Origin of the sequence: Bradyrhizobium diazoefficiens USDA 110 (genome assembly GCF_000011365.1) — a bacterium.
In the GTDB taxonomy this organism is placed as follows: Bacteria; Pseudomonadota; Alphaproteobacteria; order Rhizobiales; family Xanthobacteraceae; genus Bradyrhizobium; species Bradyrhizobium diazoefficiens.
This window is the reverse complement of sequence record NC_004463.1, coordinates 6,276,131-6,291,907: the sequence shown is the minus strand read 5'-3', so window position 1 is coordinate 6,291,907 and position 15,777 is coordinate 6,276,131. Positions and strand designations below refer to the sequence as shown.

At 64.3% G+C, this 15,777-nt stretch carries 15 protein-coding genes and 3 pseudogenes; 10 read left to right on the top strand and 8 right to left on the bottom strand.

Annotated elements, in window-relative coordinates; all coding sequences use genetic code 11:
* Positions 1–5: 5 nt before the first annotated feature.
* A complete protein-coding gene (purS, locus tag BJA_RS29000) occupies positions 6–245 on the top strand; it encodes a phosphoribosylformylglycinamidine synthase subunit PurS (RefSeq protein ID WP_011088473.1) in 240 nt (79 codons plus the stop codon).
* Between the two features lie 151 nt (positions 246–396).
* Here the strand turns inward: purS and BJA_RS28995 are convergent.
* Positions 397–1,038, bottom strand: a pseudogene (locus tag BJA_RS28995) (CorA family divalent cation transporter); the annotation flags it as partial.
* On the opposite strand from BJA_RS28995, the pseudogene BJA_RS28990 reads away from it, so the two are divergent.
* Positions 998–2,063 (top strand): annotated as a pseudogene (locus BJA_RS28990) (IS630-like element ISRj1 family transposase). The pseudogenes BJA_RS28995 and BJA_RS28990 overlap by 41 nt on opposite strands.
* A 9-nt stretch (positions 2,064–2,072) precedes the next feature.
* On the opposite strand, the pseudogene BJA_RS28985 reads toward BJA_RS28990, so the two are convergent.
* Positions 2,073–2,534, bottom strand: a pseudogene (locus tag BJA_RS28985) (CorA family divalent cation transporter); the annotation flags it as partial.
* Positions 2,535–2,701: 167 nt separating this feature from the next.
* Between BJA_RS28985 and purQ the strand changes: the two are divergent.
* Positions 2,702–3,403, top strand: coding sequence for a phosphoribosylformylglycinamidine synthase subunit PurQ (gene purQ / locus BJA_RS28980; RefSeq protein WP_011088468.1), 702 nt, complete (start codon positions 2,702–2,704; stop codon positions 3,401–3,403).
* Complete coding sequence (locus tag BJA_RS28975; RefSeq protein ID WP_011088467.1) at positions 3,400–4,374, top strand: tripartite tricarboxylate transporter substrate binding protein BugD; 975 nt, start codon at positions 3,400–3,402, stop codon at positions 4,372–4,374. The genes purQ and BJA_RS28975 overlap by 4 nt, the downstream gene beginning before the upstream one ends.
* Before the next feature lie 9 nt (positions 4,375–4,383).
* Here BJA_RS28975 and BJA_RS28970 read toward each other — a convergent pair whose 3' ends face one another.
* Entirely contained in the window at positions 4,384–5,349 is a 966-nt protein-coding gene (locus tag BJA_RS28970) for a DMT family transporter (protein WP_011088466.1), read from the bottom strand.
* 75 nt (positions 5,350–5,424) lie between these two features.
* The gene (locus tag BJA_RS28965; protein ID WP_038967200.1) at positions 5,425–5,904 is read right to left on the bottom strand and encodes a PaaI family thioesterase; all 480 of its coding nucleotides are present in this window, start codon (positions 5,902–5,904) and stop codon (positions 5,425–5,427) included.
* Positions 5,905–6,087: 183 nt separating this feature from the next.
* Between BJA_RS28965 and purL the strand changes: the two genes are divergently transcribed.
* Positions 6,088–8,298, top strand: a complete 2,211-nt coding sequence (gene purL, locus BJA_RS28960) for a phosphoribosylformylglycinamidine synthase subunit PurL (RefSeq protein WP_011088464.1) — start codon at positions 6,088–6,090, stop codon at positions 8,296–8,298.
* A 120-nt stretch (positions 8,299–8,418) separates the two neighbouring features.
* Here purL and BJA_RS28955 read toward each other — a convergent pair whose 3' ends face one another.
* Complete coding sequence (locus BJA_RS28955; RefSeq protein ID WP_011088463.1) at positions 8,419–9,609, bottom strand: acyltransferase family protein; 1,191 nt, start codon at positions 9,607–9,609, stop codon at positions 8,419–8,421.
* Positions 9,610–9,785: 176 nt separating this feature from the next.
* Here BJA_RS28955 and BJA_RS28950 point away from each other — a divergent pair, with 176 nt between their 5' ends.
* Entirely contained in the window at positions 9,786–9,959 is a 174-nt protein-coding gene (locus BJA_RS28950) for a DUF1328 domain-containing protein (RefSeq protein WP_007612121.1), read from the top strand.
* A gap of 100 nt (positions 9,960–10,059) precedes the next feature.
* Here BJA_RS28950 and BJA_RS28945 read toward each other — a convergent pair whose 3' ends face one another.
* Positions 10,060–10,419 (bottom strand): DUF427 domain-containing protein, encoded by a 360-nt coding sequence (locus BJA_RS28945; protein ID WP_011088462.1) that lies wholly within the window; start codon positions 10,417–10,419, stop codon positions 10,060–10,062.
* Positions 10,420–10,614: 195 nt separating this feature from the next.
* Here BJA_RS28945 and BJA_RS28940 point away from each other — a divergent pair, with 195 nt between their 5' ends.
* Positions 10,615–10,851 carry a BolA family protein gene (locus tag BJA_RS28940; protein WP_011088461.1) on the top strand — a complete coding sequence of 79 codons (237 nt, stop codon included), beginning with the start codon at positions 10,615–10,617 and terminating at the stop codon, positions 10,849–10,851.
* 23 nt (positions 10,852–10,874) lie between these two features.
* Positions 10,875–12,068, top strand: coding sequence for a low temperature requirement protein A (locus BJA_RS28935; RefSeq protein WP_038967206.1), 1,194 nt, complete (start codon positions 10,875–10,877; stop codon positions 12,066–12,068).
* A 259-nt stretch (positions 12,069–12,327) separates the two neighbouring features.
* Here BJA_RS28935 and egtD read toward each other — a convergent pair whose 3' ends face one another.
* Together egtD and egtB are read right to left on the bottom strand one after the other, a co-directional pair.
* On the bottom strand, positions 12,328–13,299 hold the full coding sequence (gene egtD / locus BJA_RS28930; protein ID WP_038967207.1) for an L-histidine N(alpha)-methyltransferase: 972 nt from the start codon (positions 13,297–13,299) through the stop codon (positions 12,328–12,330).
* 50 nt (positions 13,300–13,349) lie between these two features.
* A complete protein-coding gene (gene egtB, locus BJA_RS28925; protein ID WP_038967201.1) occupies positions 13,350–14,648 on the bottom strand; it encodes an ergothioneine biosynthesis protein EgtB in 1,299 nt (432 codons plus the stop codon).
* A 239-nt stretch (positions 14,649–14,887) separates the two neighbouring features.
* On the opposite strand from egtB, the gene grxD reads away from it, so the two are divergent.
* Both grxD and BJA_RS28915 read left to right on the top strand, forming a co-directional pair.
* Positions 14,888–15,214 carry a Grx4 family monothiol glutaredoxin gene (grxD, locus tag BJA_RS28920; protein ID WP_027548651.1) on the top strand — a complete coding sequence of 109 codons (327 nt, stop codon included), beginning with the start codon at positions 14,888–14,890 and terminating at the stop codon, positions 15,212–15,214.
* A gap of 3 nt (positions 15,215–15,217) precedes the next feature.
* Positions 15,218–15,769 carry an O-acetyl-ADP-ribose deacetylase gene (locus BJA_RS28915; RefSeq protein ID WP_011088456.1) on the top strand — a complete coding sequence of 184 codons (552 nt, stop codon included), beginning with the start codon at positions 15,218–15,220 and terminating at the stop codon, positions 15,767–15,769.
* The last annotated feature ends 8 nt before the right edge of the window (positions 15,770–15,777 follow it).

The window sequence follows — 15,777 nt, the reverse complement described above, 5'->3', positions numbered from 1 at the left end:
TCGACGTGAAGGCACGTGTCACCGTTACCTTGAAAACGGGCATCCTCGATCCGCAAGGCAAGGCGATCGAAGGCGCGCTGAAGTCGCTCGGCGTCGCCGGCGTCGCCAGCGTCCGCCAGGGCAAGGTGTTCGACATCGAGCTCGCCGGCGCCGACAAGGCAAAGGCAGAGGCGGCGCTGAAGGAGGCCGCCGACAAGCTGCTGGCGAACACCGTGATCGAGAATTACCGGGTCGAGATCGTTTAGCCCGGTTGCAAACCCCATGGTGAGGGGGCGCGCAAGCGCCGTCTCGAACCATGCAGGCCCGGCTCTCGCACCTCGGCCTCCATCCTTCGAGACGCGCGCAGGGGGCGCGCTCCTCAGGATGAGGAGCTACATTGGTCGTGTACGTTCGCGCTCACAGCCACCCGACGCGGCGGAAGCGCCAGTACAACCCGAGGCAGGCGAGCGCCATTAATCCCAGCACGATGAAGTAGCCGTATTCCAGCTGTAGCTCCGGGATGTACTTGAAGTTCATCCCGTAGATGCCGGCGACTGCGGTCGGGACGGCCAGGATCGCGAGCCACGAGGCGAGCTTCTTGGAGACCGCCGTCTCCTGCGCCTGGCCCACCAGCAGGCTCGCTTCGAAGGCGAAGGCCAGCACCTCGCGCATGGAATCGATGCGCTCCTGGATGTTCCTGACGTGGTCGGTGACGTCGCGGAACAGCGGTTGCATTGTCGCGCGCACCATCGCCAGCTCGTCATGCTCCAGACGGCGGCAGACCTCCACCAGCGGGCCGATCGCATTCCTGAGCCGCAGCAGGTCGCGGCGCAGCATGTAGAGCCGCTCGATCTGCGCCTTGCTGATCGGCTTGGAGAGCACGTCGTCCTCGATGCCCTCGACCTCGTCGTGGATGCTCTCGAGCACCGGCGAGTAGTTGTCGACGATGAAGTCGAGGATGGCGTAGAGGATGTAGTACCCACTTTTCTTGGAACGTGAGTCGTGATTCAAGGTCGGGATGATACCCGAAGCAAGAGAAGTCCACCTTTCGAGGAAAGATCGCAAGGTGCTTGAGGCGTGCTGTCGCTCACCGGTGACGTTGCAGCGCGATTTGAAGCGGGCGCGGATAGTTCTGTTGGCGGCGGATGGGCGCAGCACCCGGTCGATCGCCAAGGAAGTTGGGGTCCAGCCGCGGATTGTCAGCCTTTGGCGGCATCGCTATGCCGACCATGGCCTTGAAGGGCTGCAAGACAAGCCGCGGCCTGGCAAGCAGCCGATCTATACGAAGACGACCGACAAGCGGATTCTGAAGCTGCTGGATAAGCCGCCACCGCAAGGGTTTGCGCGCTGGACCGGCCCCCTGCTGGCCGAGGCGCTGGGCGATGTCGATGTCCAATATGTCTGGCGGTTCCTGCGCAGCCACAAGATTGACCTGGTGGCTCGCAAGTCCTGGTGCGAGAGCAACGACCCGAACTTTACGGCCAAAGCCGCCGATGTTGTCGGCCTCTATGTCGCGCCGCCGGCGAAGGCCATTGTGCTGTGCGTGGACGAGAAGCCCTCGATCCAGGCTTTGGAGCGAGCGCAGGGGTTATCTGAAGTTGCCCAATGGCCGCGCCTTAACCGGCCAAAGCCACGATTACAAGCGGCATGGCACCACAACATTGTTTGCGGCGCTCGAAGTCGCCACCGGAAAGATCATCGCGACCCATTCAAAACGCCGGCGCCGCGTCGAGTTTCTCGATTTCATGAACAGCGTCACCGCGACTTTTCCGAACCGCAAGCTTCACGTCATCCTCGACAACCTCAACACCCATAAAAAGAACGAGGACTGGCTCAAGGCCCACCCCAACGTGCAATTTCATTTCACGCCGACAAGTGCGTCATGGCTCAATCAGGTCGAAGTATGGTTTTCCATCTTGCAGGGGCAGTCGCTCAGCGGCACCTCCTTCACGAGCCTCAAGCAGCTTCAGGAACACATCGATGCCTACGTCAACGCATACAACGACAGAGCCGAGCCCTTCGTCTGGACCAAGAAAAAGGTCCGTCAACGCCGTTTCAAAGGCCGCCGTATCACTCAGCTCTGATTCCGGGTAGTAGTCCTCGCCGCGCGCGAGCGCCCGCGGGCAGCTTTCGCAGCGCTCGCGTACCGGCGTGTAGGAGGTCGAGGCGCCATGGCGCACCGAGACCAGATAGCCTTCGCCGACGAAGATGTGCGTCTCGCCGAAGGCGATCCGGCCCTCGATCAGCTGCGCCGTCCGCGCCACGATGAACAGGGCCTCGCCGTATTGCTCGATCTTGGGCCGCTGGTGGGCGTGGGCGGCGTCCTCGATCGCGAGATCGTGCAGGTCGAACTGCTTCTGCACGGCGCCGAGCAGGGCCGTGTCCGGCTCGTGCAGCCCGATCCAGACCACGTGGCCGGGCTTGGCCCGCCAGCTCGAGGCCTCGCTGATGGCGATGTTGGCGACGCGCCGGCCGTCGACATAGGCACCCGCGGCGACGACGCCCTCAGTGGACACCGGCTGGGAGGACGATGCAGGCAGCGACGGGACGTTCATGGCTGCAATCCCGGGCAAAATCGTCAGGCAAAAGCGCCGTGGCTATGGCCTGTGTACAAGGCCGTCCGGCGAGGCTAGCACTGGTAAAATCCCCGTCAAATGGCTATGTCTCTGCACGAATTGGCCCTTTGGCCAGCCCGATTCCCGTCACCGTCGGAACCCCTGCCATGAAAGCCGCCATCCTCGTCTTTCCCGGAATCAACCGCGATCGTGACATGGCGCGCGCGCTGAGGCTGATCTCGGGCAGCGAGCCCGCGATGGTCTGGCACGCCGAGACGTCGCTGCCTGCGGGCACCGATCTCGTGGTCGTGCCGGGTGGGTTCTCCTATGGCGATTACCTGCGCTGTGGCGCAATCGCCGCGCGTGCGCCGGTGATGGACGCGGTGCGCGATTATGCGGCGAAGGGCGGTCTCGTGCTCGGCGTCTGCAACGGCTTTCAGATCCTCTGCGAATCCGGCCTGTTGCCGGGCGTGCTGATGCGCAATGCGCAACTGAAATTCATCTGCCGCGACGTGCATCTGCGCGTCGAGCGTTCCGATACGCCGTTCACCCGCGGCTACAATGCCGGGCAGGTGATCCGCGTGCCGGTTGCCCATGGCGAGGGCAATTACGAGGCGGACGAAGAAACCATCCAGCGGCTCGAAGGCGAGGGGCGGGTGCTCTACCGCTATTGCTCGGCCGAGGGCGTGGTCGACGAGGCCGCCAACATCAACGGCGCGGCGCATTCGATCGCCGGCATCGTCAACGACAAGGGCAACGTGCTCGGCATGATGCCGCATCCGGAAAACCACGTCGAAGACATCATGGGCTGCACTGACGGCCGCGGCCTGTTCGCCGGCCTCGCCCAGCATCTGGAAAAGGCCGCGTGATTTCACCCGTGCTGAAGCGGCTGTCGGTCGCTGCCGCCGTCGTTGCGTTCGCTACGGCCGCGTTCGCCCAGGATTTCCCCAAGCGTCCGATCACCATGATCGTGCCGTTCGCGGCCGGCGGCACCTCGGACGTGATCGCGCGCACCGTCGCCGAGCAGATGAGCGTTGCGCTCGGCCAGACCATCGTGATCGAGAACGTTGCGGGTGCCGGCGGTTCGACCGCACTGGCACGTGCCTCCCGCGCCGAGCCCGACGGCTACACGATTGCGATCGGCAATGCCGGCACCAATGCCGCGACCTACACGATCTATCCGAAGCTGCCGTTCACGCCGGACTCCTTCGTGCCGATCGCGATGGTGGCGAAGACGTTCGGCATCATCGCCGTGCGCAAGGATTTTCCGGCGAAGGACCTCAAGGAGTTCATCGCCTACGCCAGGGCCAATCCGGCCAAGATCAATCTCGGCCATGCCGGCGTCGGCTCCTCGAACTATTTGATCTGCAAGAGCTTCGTCACCGCCGCCGGGATCGACGCGACGTTGGTCGGCTATCGCGGCGCGGCCCCTGCGCTGACCGATGCGATCGGCAGCCAGATCGACGGCGTCTGCGATGCCGCAGCCTCGGTCTCGCAGTCGATCAACGAGAAGCTGGTGAGGGGGCTCGTGGTCGGCTCGACCGTGCGGCTCGCGACACTGCCCGAGCTGCCCACGTCAGCCGAAGCCGGCCTGCCTGAGTTCGAGGCGCAGGGCTGGAACGGCCTGTTCGCGCCCAAGGGCACGCCGCCGGCCGTCATCGCCAGGCTGAATGCGGCGGCGCGCACCGCGGTCGAGACCGATGCGGTGAAGAAGCGCTTTGCCGACCTGTCAACCGTTGCGCCCGACGACAACGAGCATACGCCGGAGCTGCTTCAGCAACTGGTGACGCGCGACGTCGAGAAATACCGGAAGATGCTGGCGGACGACGCCAAGCAATAGCGCCTCGCGCTAGCGCAGCTTCAGCCGCTCGGCCGGCACCGTCATCGCCGCGACGCCGGCCATGACCAGCAGCAAGCCCAGGGCGAGGTTCGACGGCACGCTCTCTCCGAGCAGCACCACCGAAAGACCGACGCCGATCGGAATGCGCAAATAGCCTTGCGCATTCGTGGTCAGTGTGCCGAGCCGGCCGAGGCAGACGTAGAACAGCATCAACCCCAACGCGCTGGAGACGATGCCCATGACGATGGTGGCGACGATCGCCTGAAACGTCGGGTGCAGCGTCCAGGGCTGATCGATGATCAGCGAGGGCGGGAGCAGGATGAGGCCGCCGAACAGCAGCGAGCCGGCCGCCACCACCATCGGGTCGTAGTCGGATAGCCGGAGGCCGAAGATCGTCGCGCAGGCAAAGGAGATGGTGGCGAGCAGGATCGCGATCTCCGCGACGATCTCGCGGCCGAAGCCGCCGAGCGCATCGAGGCCGACGATGGCGACGGTGCCGGCGAGGCCGAGGATCGCGCCCGCGAGCTTCAACAGCGTGGCCGGCTCGTGCCGCGTGATCAGCGAGGTGATCAGGAAGGCGAAGATCGGCGTAGTCGAGGCCAGCACCACCGTGTTGGACGCCGGCACATATTGCTGCGACCAGGTGATGACCAGGAACGGGAAGGTCGAGTTGATCAGCTGCTGGGTTGCGAACAGCTTCCAGGCCTTCGCATCGGTCGGGATCCTGACGCCTCGTATCCACAGGATCGCGAACAGGAAGGCGGCCGCGATCAGCGAACGCGCCGAGATGAAGGTGATGGGCGGAATGGTGTCCAGCGCGAGCTTGGCCAGCGGATAAGTGGAGCTCCAGCAGCAGGCGAGCGCGAAGAGCAGCGCATAGTCGCGCCAGCTGCGTGCGCCGGTGGCGGCCATGGACGACAGCGGCGTTGATGCGGACGCCGTCGTGCGACCCGCCCCCGATGTGCTCTGCGGCACCTTGTTCTTGCTCCCCGGCGCGACCGCGCTTCTCGCAAGTCTGGGCGAGGGGGCGCCAAAAGGGAAGGCGTCGAGCTATGCGTTTGGCTGAGGGAGCGACTTCCGCTTGGCCCGCTTGATCGTCCCGGAAAAGGTGAACAGCAGGCGCTCGCCGGAGGCCATCTGCCCGCGCAGGAAGATCAGCGAACCACCCGCGCGGCTGACCTCGCCGGTGCACTCGATCAGCTCGCCCTCATGCCCGGCATCCAGGAACTCGCAGGCGAAATTGACCGTCACGCCGCGGCCGTTCAGCGCGTTCCGGCCGATCGCGAACAGGCAGTAGTCGGCGAAGGCCATGAAGCAGCCGCCATGGACGTTGCCGGAGCCGTTCAGGTGCTTCTTTTCGACCCGGAAGGCGCAGCGGACGCTGCCGTCCGCCTCCAGGCGGTGCCAGAAGGGGCCGATATGGTTCTCAAAGCTGTCCCTGATCCAGGTCTGCCAGCCCTTGAACTCACCCTCGGTCGCGACATGCAGCTCGGGGCGGGGCGGAGCAGCCGTTTTGGTCAATTCGTGCAAGGAAATGGGCCTTCAATTGCGGGTCTTCAGCCCTTAAATCCGATCGGTCCGCGCCGTGCAATTCCCGTTCCCGCACCCCTCGGCCGCAAAACGTGGGACAGTGGGAAAATGCGCCATAAAGGGCTTTTCGCGAGGCCCCGATCTTCCTAAGAACGGCAAAACGCCGTCGAAAGCCCCGAATCCATGAAGAACGAACCCAAGATCACCCCCGAACTGGTTGCCGCCCACGGGCTCAAGCCCGATGAGTACGAGCGCATCCTGAAGCTGATCGGGCGGGAGCCGACCTTCACCGAGCTCGGCATCTTCTCGGCGATGTGGAACGAGCATTGCTCGTACAAGTCCTCGCGCATCCATCTGCGCGGCCTGCCGACCAAGGCGCCCTGGGTGATCCAGGGCCCCGGCGAGAATGCCGGCGTGATCGACATCGGCGACGGCCAGGCCGTGGTCTTCAAGATGGAGAGCCACAACCACCCGAGCTACATCGAACCCTACCAGGGCGCGACCACCGGCGTCGGCGGCATTTTGCGCGACGTCTTCACGATGGGCGCACGGCCGATCGCCTGCCTCAATGCGCTGAGCTTCGGCGCGCCCGAGCATGCCAAGACCCGGCACCTCGTCTCCGGCGTCGTCGCCGGCGTCGGCGGCTACGGCAATTCCTTCGGCGTGCCGACGGTCGGCGGCCAGGTCCGTTTTCACACCCGTTATGACGGCAACATCCTCGTCAACGCGATGGCCGTGGGCCTCGCCGATGCCGACAAGATCTTCTATGCGGCCGCCTCCGGCGTGAACATGCCGATCGTCTATCTGGGCTCCAAGACCGGCCGCGACGGCATCCACGGCGCCTCGATGGCCTCGGCCGAGTTCGACGACAAGTCCGAGGAGAAGCGCCCCACCGTGCAGGTCGGCGATCCCTTCGCCGAGAAGCTTTTGCTCGAGGCGTGCCTCGAGATCATGGAGAAGGGCTGCGTCATCGCGATCCAGGACATGGGCGCGGCGGGGCTGACCTGCTCGGCGGTCGAGATGGGCGCCAAGGGCGACCTCGGGGTCGATCTCGATCTCGACGCGGTGCCGACCCGCGAGACCGGCATGAGCGCCTATGAGATGATGCTCTCGGAGAGCCAGGAGCGCATGCTCATGGTGCTCAAGCCCGAGAAGGAGAAGGAAGCCGAGGCCATCTTCAAGAAGTGGGGGCTCGACTTCGCCGTGGTCGGCTACACCACGCCGAGCAAGCGTTTCGTGGTCAAGCATGGCGGCGACGTCATGGCCGACCTGCCGATCAAGGAGCTCGGCGACGAGGCGCCGCTCTATGACCGGCCGCATGTCCCCTCCGCCGCGCTGCCGGTCGTGCACGCGCGCGAGGTGATGGCACCGATGGGCGTAGGTAGCGCGCTGGAGAAGCTGATCGGCACGCCCGACATGTGCTCTAAGCGCTGGGTCTGGGAGCAGTACGACCACGTCATCCTCGGCAACACCATGCAGCGCCCCGGAGGCGATGCCGCCGTGGTGCGCGTGCAGGATGGCCCGAAGGGCCTGGCGCTGACCGTCGACGTCACGCCGCGCTATTGCGAGGCCGATCCGTTCGAGGGCGGCAAGCAGGCGGTGGCGGAAGCCTGGCGCAACATCACCGCGGTCGGCGGCAAGCCGCTCGCGATCACCGACAATCTCAACTTCGGCAATCCTGAACGGCCCGAGATCATGGGCCAGTTCGTCGGCTGCCTGAAGGGCATCTCGGAAGCCTGCCGCACGCTGGACTTCCCGGTCGTCTCCGGCAACGTCTCGCTCTACAACGAGACCAACGGCCGCGCGATCCTGCCGACGCCCTCGATCGGCGGCGTCGGTCTGCTCGACGATTTCACCAAGTCCGCTTCGCTCGCCTTCAAGGCCGAGGGCGAGGCGATCCTCTTGATCGGCGAGACCCATGGCTGGCTCGGCCAGTCGGTGTACCTGCGCGACATCTGCGGTCGCGAGGAGGGCGCGCCGCCGCCGGTCGACCTCGCTGCCGAGAAGCGCAACGGCGACTGCGTGCGCGGCATGATCCATGCGGGCACCGCGACCGCCGTGCACGACCTCTCGGACGGCGGCCTCCTGATCGCGCTCGCCGAGATGGCGATGGCGAGCGGCATCGGCGCAAAGCTGCTGGCGGCGCCGACTTCGCTTGTCTCGCAGGCCTATTGGTTCGGCGAGGACCAGGCGCGCTATCTCGTCACCGTGCCGGAAACGGAGGCCGGCCGCGTGCTCGCCAAGATGCGCGGCTGCGAGGTGCCCTGCGTGCGGATCGGCACCACCGGGGGCGATGCGATCGCGATCGCCGGCGAAGCGCCGGTAACGATCGATAAGCTGCGCACCTCGTTCGAGCGCTGGCTGCCGGAGTATATGGGCGGGAAGGCGGCGTAGCGACGCCATCTCCCCGTCCTTGCGAGGAGCGAAGCGACGAAGCAATCCACACTGCTGCCTGCGGTGAGATGGATTGCTTCGCTGCGCTCGGAATGACGATAGAAGGCCGGTGCCGTTTCCTCAAAGCACCTTCGTCGCGCCCGGGATCTGCCGCAACGCTCGCGTCAGCGCCCAGCTCGCCGCGACTGTCAGTACAAACCCGAGCGTGGCCTTGACGATCGCCGGCAGGTCGTAGTCGAACAGCCAGTATTGCAGCCACAGTGCGATCGGATAGTGCACCAGGAACATGCCGTACGCGTCGCTCTGCATTGGATCGAGCAGCTTGGCTGAGCCTGATTGCTTGAACCTCTGGAAAAAGGCCAGGATCAGAAACATGATGGCGACGCTGAAGACAGTGAAGCAGATGGCATAGAGCGCTTCATACCAGTCCGGCAACGGCGACGGGTTGCCCAGGATTTCGCGCTTGATGAAGATCAGCACCCACAAGAGGCAATAGGGAACGATCGCCAGTACCATCCAGTCCCAGCTGACCCTCGCCATCCGGCCGTCTGCAGCGAGCAGCCCGCGATCCATTTGCGCAACGCCGATGCCGGCACCGAAAAAGAAATAGGTCGCGTAGAGCATCACGCGCCCGTGCTGGACCGAGAACGGCCCGAACTCGAACCAACTGCCTGCTCCGAAGTGAACCCGCCCGGGAATGTAGAACGCCGCGGTGACGGCAAGCATAAGCGCGAAGAACACGGCGGGCCGACGGCGACCATATAGCGAGAGGCGATTGATCGGATCGAGCAGATTGGGCGACAGCCGGTGCAACAGGCAGGCAACCAGGTCGAAGGCGAACAAGACCCAAAGGAACCAGATCGGCCCGCTCGGCCACGGGCCCTTCGTGACCATATTCCACCAGAACTCCGAAAAGCCGATCTCGGGATGGTGCCGCAGGGAGATCGCGTAATAGGCGAGCGGAATGACCGTAAGGGCGCAGATCGCGAAGGGTAAGCCCAGCCGAAGCAGGCGATCTGCCAAATAGCTCCGCGCTCCCTTCCGGGCGATACCAGACCAGGCGAACAGTCCCGACAGGAAGAAGAACATCGCCATGAAGAAACTGTCGGTGGCGAGCACGATCATGTCGAAGCCGAAGAAGTACTTCGGATCGGTATGACCGAAATAAGTATAGGGGATCACCGCGTGATGCAGCAGCACCACCAGTGTCAGGAAGGTGCGGGCGCGATCGAGCGACACATTGCGCGTCTTGCTCTTCGGCGCGGCGTGAGCCTCTGCACCGATCGTCGCTGAATGTGACATCGTCATCATGGCCGCCCCGGTCTTGCTCCTGTCCCGGCCAGACTGTGCCGCCGGGAACCCGATTCAGCAAGGGCAGTCTGTGCTGCGCCTTGACCCTGCTGTGCCGTTAGGAACCAGTTCCGTGCAGCGAAGTTAGCATCCGCGCATTGGAGGGCCGCGGTGCGGCGCCCAAGTCGGAGTTGGCGATGACGATCCTGAAATGGGCGCTGATCTTTCTCTTGGTCTCGATCGTGGCTGGCGTGCTCGGCTTCACCGGCATCTCGGCCGCCTCCGCCGACATCGCCCGCTTCCTGTTCTACGTCTTCGTCGTGATCTTCCTGGTGCTGCTGATATTGGGGCTCACGATCTTCAGGGCGTAGCTAGATATGTCATTCCGGGGCGGTCCGCAGGACCGAACCCGGAATCTCGAGATTCCGGGTTCGCGTCTGCGACGCGCCCCGGAATGACGCCGCCTCCAGACTACCCCACTTCCTCGATCTTCACCTTGTCCGGATAGAAGGCGAGGTGGCCGGAAATCTCCGCCATCGCGGGGAAGGGCGTTTCATAGGTCCAGATCGCGTTGTCGAGCGTCTTGCCGTCGGCCTTGATGCTGTAATAGCTCGCGTCGCCCTTGTAGGGGCAATGGGTGACACGGTCGGTGCGCTCCAGCAGCGTCATGTTGGCATCCTGTCGCGGTACATATTGCACCGCCGGATATTTGGCCTCCTTCAGCGTCAGCGCCTTGCTGGTCTCGGCGATCACGATGTCGCCCGCCGTGACGCGGACGCGCTTCGGGTTTGGGGTGATGGTGATGGGGTGGTCGGGCCCTGGAAGCTTCATGATTTCACGCCTTTTCGATCAATCTGCCGCGCGCGGCACTTTGTCGTGCCTTTATCCTGATGGGATCAGGGATATAGTGCCTGAGTGCGTGACGTAGAAGGCCGTTCACGCTAAGTTTGGCCCTGCCGGTCCGGGGACCCCGGCAGCGATTCGACGACGAGGCTGATCTCAGCCGAGATAAGGAGCAAGACCCGAATGCCCATGGACGCCCACGATATCGAGGCGATGATCAAGGCAGCGATCCCCGATGCCGAGGTGACGATCCGTGACCTCGCCGGCGATGGCGACCACTATGCCGCGACCGTGATCTCGGAATCCTTCCGCGGCAAGTCCCGCGTCCAGCAGCACCAGATCGTCTATCAGTCCCTGCGCGGCCAGATGGGCGGCGTGCTGCATGCGCTGGCGCTGCAAACCGGGGTACCCGGCACCTGACCTGATCGCAGCGGGGACCGATGATGGCTGCGGACAATCCGCGCGGCGCGATGTTTCGCGTCATCCTGCCGAACCAGCCCAGCCGCGTCACCAATGCCGAGCTGTTCTTCGATCTCGTCTTCGTCTTTGCCGTCACGCAGGTGTCGCACACGCTGCTGCACCATTTCACGCCGCTCGGCGCGGTCGAGGTCACGCTGCTGTTCCTGGCGGTGTGGTGGGTGTGGGTCTACACCGCCTGGGTCACCAACTGGCTCAATCCCGATCTGACGCCGGTCCGAATCCTGATCTTCCTGATGATGCTGGGCGGCCTCGTGCTGTCGACGACGATCCCGACCGCCTTCGATGGCCGCGGTCTCTGGTTCGCGATCGCCTATGCAACCATGCAGGTCGGACGCACCGCGTTCTGGCTGTTCGCGACCCCGCGCCACCGCACGGCAGTGCGGCACAACGCGATCCGCATCCTGGTCTGGCTCTCCGGCTCAGCGATCTTCTGGATTCTCGGCGGCCTCGCGCACGGGGAGGAGAGGCTATGGTTCTGGATCGTGGCGCTCACGATCGAATATATCTCGCCCGCCGTGCGATTCTGGGTGCCGAAGCTGGGATTCTCCTCGGTCGAAGCCTGGGCCGTCGAGGGCGGCCACATGGCCGAGCGCTGCGCCGGCTTCATCATCATCGCGCTCGGCGAGGCCGTCGTCGTCAACGGCGCGACCTTTGCCGAGTTGGAGTGGACCGCGGACAACATCCTGGCCTTCGTCTCGGCGCTCACCGGCGCCATCGCGATGTGGTGGATCTATTTCCACAAGGGCGCGGAGGCCGGCTCCGAGCGCATCTCGAAATCCGCAGAATCCGGCCGGCTGGCGCGGCTCGCCTACACCTATCTGCACATGCCGATCGTCGCCGGCATCATCCTGACCGCGGTGTCGGACGAACTGGTGCTGAAGCATCCGACCGGCCATTCCGACGTCCGCACCATCGTGAGCACGATCGGCGGCCCGCTGGTGTTCCTGGTCGGCACCATCCTGTTCAAGCACGCGATCCGCGGCTTCCTCCAGCTCTCGCACGGCATCGGCATCATCCTGCTCGCGGCGCTGTGGTGGTTCGCGGCGGAGCTCTCGCCGCTATGGCTGTCGGTCGCGACCACGGTGATCATGATTGTGGTCGCGGTGTGGGAATCGGTGTCGCTAGGATCGAAGCCCGAAGAGGCCGAGGAGCACTGAAGCACGGCAGGCCGGAGGGCGTCGTACGTGGCCTCGTGGAGCGGTCCGAGCGCGCGCCTCGTCCTTCGAGACGACCGCTCCGCGATCTCCTCAGGTGAGGCTAATCGGCCTCGGTGCTCCTCGAAACTGCTGCCGCGCACTCCGTCCTCATCCTGAGGAGCCCGCCCGAAGGCGGGCGTCTCGAAGGATGCGCCGCAGGGAAAACGCCTATATTGAATAGGCCCTCAGGCCGGCTGTCCGGGGGAAGCGGTGAGAGCGTTTATTCCGCAACCTGCAGCGCATGCACCGAGAACATCTTCGCCGCATCCGTCCAGCTCTCGCGCACCCGCCAGCCGGCGCCGTGGGCCAGCGCGGCGAAGCGCTCGAGGCTGTATTTGTAGCTGTTTTCGGTGTGGATGCTCTCACCGGGGCGGAACGAGAAGCTGGTGCCGAGCAGGCGCACGGTCTGGTTCTTCTTGCTGATCAGGTGCATCTCGATGCGGTGCCGCTCGCGATTGTAGATGGCGCGATGGGTGAAGGCGGAGAGGTCGAAATTGCCGCCGAGCTCGCGGTTGATCCGCACCAGCACATTGAGGTTGAAGCGCGCGGTGACGCCGGCCGCATCGTTGTAGGCGTCGTGGAGCACGCGCTCGTCCTTCTCGAGGTCGGCGCCGATGATCATCTGCGCGCCCTTGCCCAGGATCTGGCGCGCGCTCTTCAGAAAAGCCTGCGCCTCATGCGGCTCGAAATTGCCGATGGTCGAACCCGGGAAGAAGCCGACCTTGGGCATCGATGCGACCGCCCTGGGCAGCTCGAACGGCGTGGTGAAGTCGGCCGCCACCGGATAGATGCCGAGCGAGGGGAAGTCCCGCTTCAGGCCGTTCGCCTGCGCGTTCAAGAAGTCGCCGGAGATATCGACGGGGACATAGGCGGCGAATCGGCAGTGGTTCAGCAGCAGGCGGACCTTCGTGGTCGCGCCGGCGCCGAACTCGACCAGCGCCGCATGCTCCGGAATGATCTTTGCGATCTCGCTGCCGCGCTCCTTCAGGATCGATAGCTCGGTGCGCGTCGGATAATATTCCGGCAGACGCGTGATCGCCTCGAACAGCTCCGAGCCGGTCGCGTCGTAGAAGTATTTCGGCGACAGCTTTTTCGGCTGCTGCGAGAGGTCCTCGATGGCCTCGCGGGCGAAAGCGGTGGTCTGCTCGTCGGGAAGATGGGCTTCGGCCAAAGCGCTGGCGTGCACATTCATGATACTCTCCTGAACGCGCTGTCCGGCGCGCATTGATCGTCGGATGAGAACTAGTTGTAATCGGCGAGCCGCAGTCCCGTAAATTGCCAGCGGTGGTGCGGATAGAAGAAGTTGCGATAAGTAATACGGCTATGCCCCTCCGGGGTTGCAAGCGAGGAGCCGCGCAGCACCAGCTGGTTGACCATGAACTTGCCGTTGTATTCGCCGAGCGCGCCTTCGATGGCGCGGTAGCCGGGGTAGGGCGAGTAGGACGACCGTGTCCACTGCCAGACGATGCCGAAGGCATCGTTGAGTTGGCCGGCGCGCGCAGCGACCTCCCACTCCATCTCGGTCGGCAGATGTTTTCCGGCCCAGCGCGCGAACGCGTCGGCCTCGTAGTAGCTGACGTGGCAGACCGGCGCGTCGGGATCGACCGGCTTGAGGCCGGCGAGCGTCATCACCTGCCAGGCGCCATCGACCTCGCGCCAATGGCCCGGCGCCTGCCAGTCTTCCTTGCTGACCACAGCAAAGCCGTCCATCAGCCACAGCGTTGCGTTCGCGTAGCCACCGTCGCGCATGAAGGCGAGCCATTCGCCATTGGTGACGAGATTGCGTGCGATCTTGACCGGGCCGACGAGGGCGCGATGCGCCGGCTTCTCATTGTCGAAATGAAAACTGTCGTCGACATGGCCGACGGTGTGGATGCCTTCGTTGAGGATCAACCAGTCATCGCCGGTGCGCGTCGCGGATGGAAAGCGCCAGTCCGGATCGTAGGCCGGATAGACCGGATTCTGCGCAAAGGCGTGCAGGATGTCGGTGAACATCAATTCCTGATGCTGCTGCTCGTGATTGAGCCCGACCTCGACCAGTGGCGCGATGGCACGGAGCTTGTCCTCACCGGCCTCGCGGAAGAATTTGACGACCGCCGCATCAACGTATCTGCGATAGGCGCCGACCTCGCTGGCACCGGGCCGGGTGATGTCTCCGCGGTGATTCCGGGCATGACGGGGGCCGGCGCTGACGTAATAGGAATTGAACAGGAAGGCGAAATCGGGGTGGAAGGGCTGATAGCCCTGGCAATGCTCGCCGAGCAAAAACTGCTCCCAGAACCAGGTGGTGTGGGCCCGGTGCCATTTCGCGGGGCTCGCATCCGGCATGGACTGGATCTGCTGGTCCTCGGGCGACAGCGGCGCGGCCCGGCGCTCGGTCTCGTTGCGGACGGCGAGAAAGGCGTCCTGAAGCCGCTGGGCGAGCTTGCCTGGGGCGGAGGACGGTGACGAAAGCGGGGCGGGGGCCGTAGCGGAAGCTTGTTTCGTCACGTTTTTCTCCAGACAGGACAAGAGAACGTTGTTGGCGTTGCCCGGTTCCAAAACCAAGGTTCGTCCTAGATAGGGGCTCCGTTACGGTATGAAAGTCCTCCCCGGTGATGATATTCGTGTCATCATGCAATGGCTTCGGGGCTGCCCAGGCCGCTCGCCCAGGGCCTTTTCCCCCCATTTTACTTTGGATGCACAACGGTTTGGGCTACATATATAGGAAGGTATCGGGTTAAATCGGCTGAGCCGGCCCGGAGTGGTTGTTGAGGGCTCCGCCCCAGAAGGACATGGATATGAGCATCGAGGAATTCATCGCCAACGAAGTGAAGTCGAACGACGTGGTTCTGTTCATGAAGGGCACGCCGCAATTTCCGCAGTGCGGTTTCTCCGGCCAGGTCGTGCAGATCCTCGACCACCTCGGCGTTGGCTATAAGGGCCTCAACGTCCTCGAATCCGCAGAACTGCGCAACGGCATCAAGACCTTCTCGAACTGGCCGACCATTCCACAGCTCTATGTGAAGGGCGAATTCGTCGGCGGCTGCGACATTGTCCGCGAGATGTTCCAGGCCGGCGAATTGCAGCAGCTCCTTTCCGAGAAGGGCGTCGCGGTTGCGGCCTAATACGTGACCCAGCTGACGCGCCGGATTGGTGGCGCGGAGTTCGAGGTCATTATCGCTGACATCACCACACTGAGCGTTGACGCCATCGTCAACGCCGCCAACACGTCGCTCCTTGGCGGGGGCGGCGTCGATGGGGCGATCCATCGGGCCGCCGGGCCCGATCTGGTCGCCGAATGCCGGATGCTCCACGGCTGCAAGACGGGCAACGCCAAGATCACCATGGGCTATCGGCTCAAGGCCGCGCACGTGATCCACACCGTTGGTCCGGTCTGGAATGGCGGCACGCTGGACGAAGACGGTCTGCTCGCCTCCTGCTATCGCCGTTCGATGGAGCTGTGCGGGAAGCACAAGCTGACCTCGGTGGCATTTCCCGCGATTTCGACCGGCATTTTCCGCTTTCCCGCCGACCGGGCGGCGGAGATCGCCGTGCGCACGACGATCGAGGCGCTCCCTGCCGCGCCATCCGTTGCGCGCGTGGTGTTCTGCTGCTTCGCCGAGCCGAGCGCCAGGCTCCATGCCGAGGCGCTAGCACGACACAGCAGCCCTTGTGCCTGATGACGCGG

What these genes read in the sequence shown, in the direction of transcription:
- grxD (WP_027548651.1), top strand. Translation starts at nt 14,888, where the DNA reads ATGAGCATCGAGGAATTCATCGCCAACGAAGTGAAGTCGAACGACGTG.
- BJA_RS28940 (WP_011088461.1), top strand. Translation starts at nt 10,615, where the DNA reads ATGCCCATGGACGCCCACGATATCGAGGCGATGATCAAGGCAGCGATC.
- BJA_RS28945 (WP_011088462.1), bottom strand. Translation starts at nt 10,419, where the DNA reads ATGAAGCTTCCAGGGCCCGACCACCCCATCACCATCACCCCAAACCCG.
- purQ (WP_011088468.1), top strand. Translation starts at nt 2,702, where the DNA reads ATGAAAGCCGCCATCCTCGTCTTTCCCGGAATCAACCGCGATCGTGAC.
- BJA_RS28955 (WP_011088463.1), bottom strand. Translation starts at nt 9,609, where the DNA reads ATGATGACGATGTCACATTCAGCGACGATCGGTGCAGAGGCTCACGCC.
- egtD (WP_038967207.1), bottom strand. Translation starts at nt 13,299, where the DNA reads ATGAATGTGCACGCCAGCGCTTTGGCCGAAGCCCATCTTCCCGACGAG.
- purL (WP_011088464.1), top strand. Translation starts at nt 6,088, where the DNA reads ATGAAGAACGAACCCAAGATCACCCCCGAACTGGTTGCCGCCCACGGG.
- BJA_RS28950 (WP_007612121.1), top strand. Translation starts at nt 9,786, where the DNA reads ATGACGATCCTGAAATGGGCGCTGATCTTTCTCTTGGTCTCGATCGTG.
- BJA_RS28935 (WP_038967206.1), top strand. Translation starts at nt 10,875, where the DNA reads ATGGCTGCGGACAATCCGCGCGGCGCGATGTTTCGCGTCATCCTGCCG.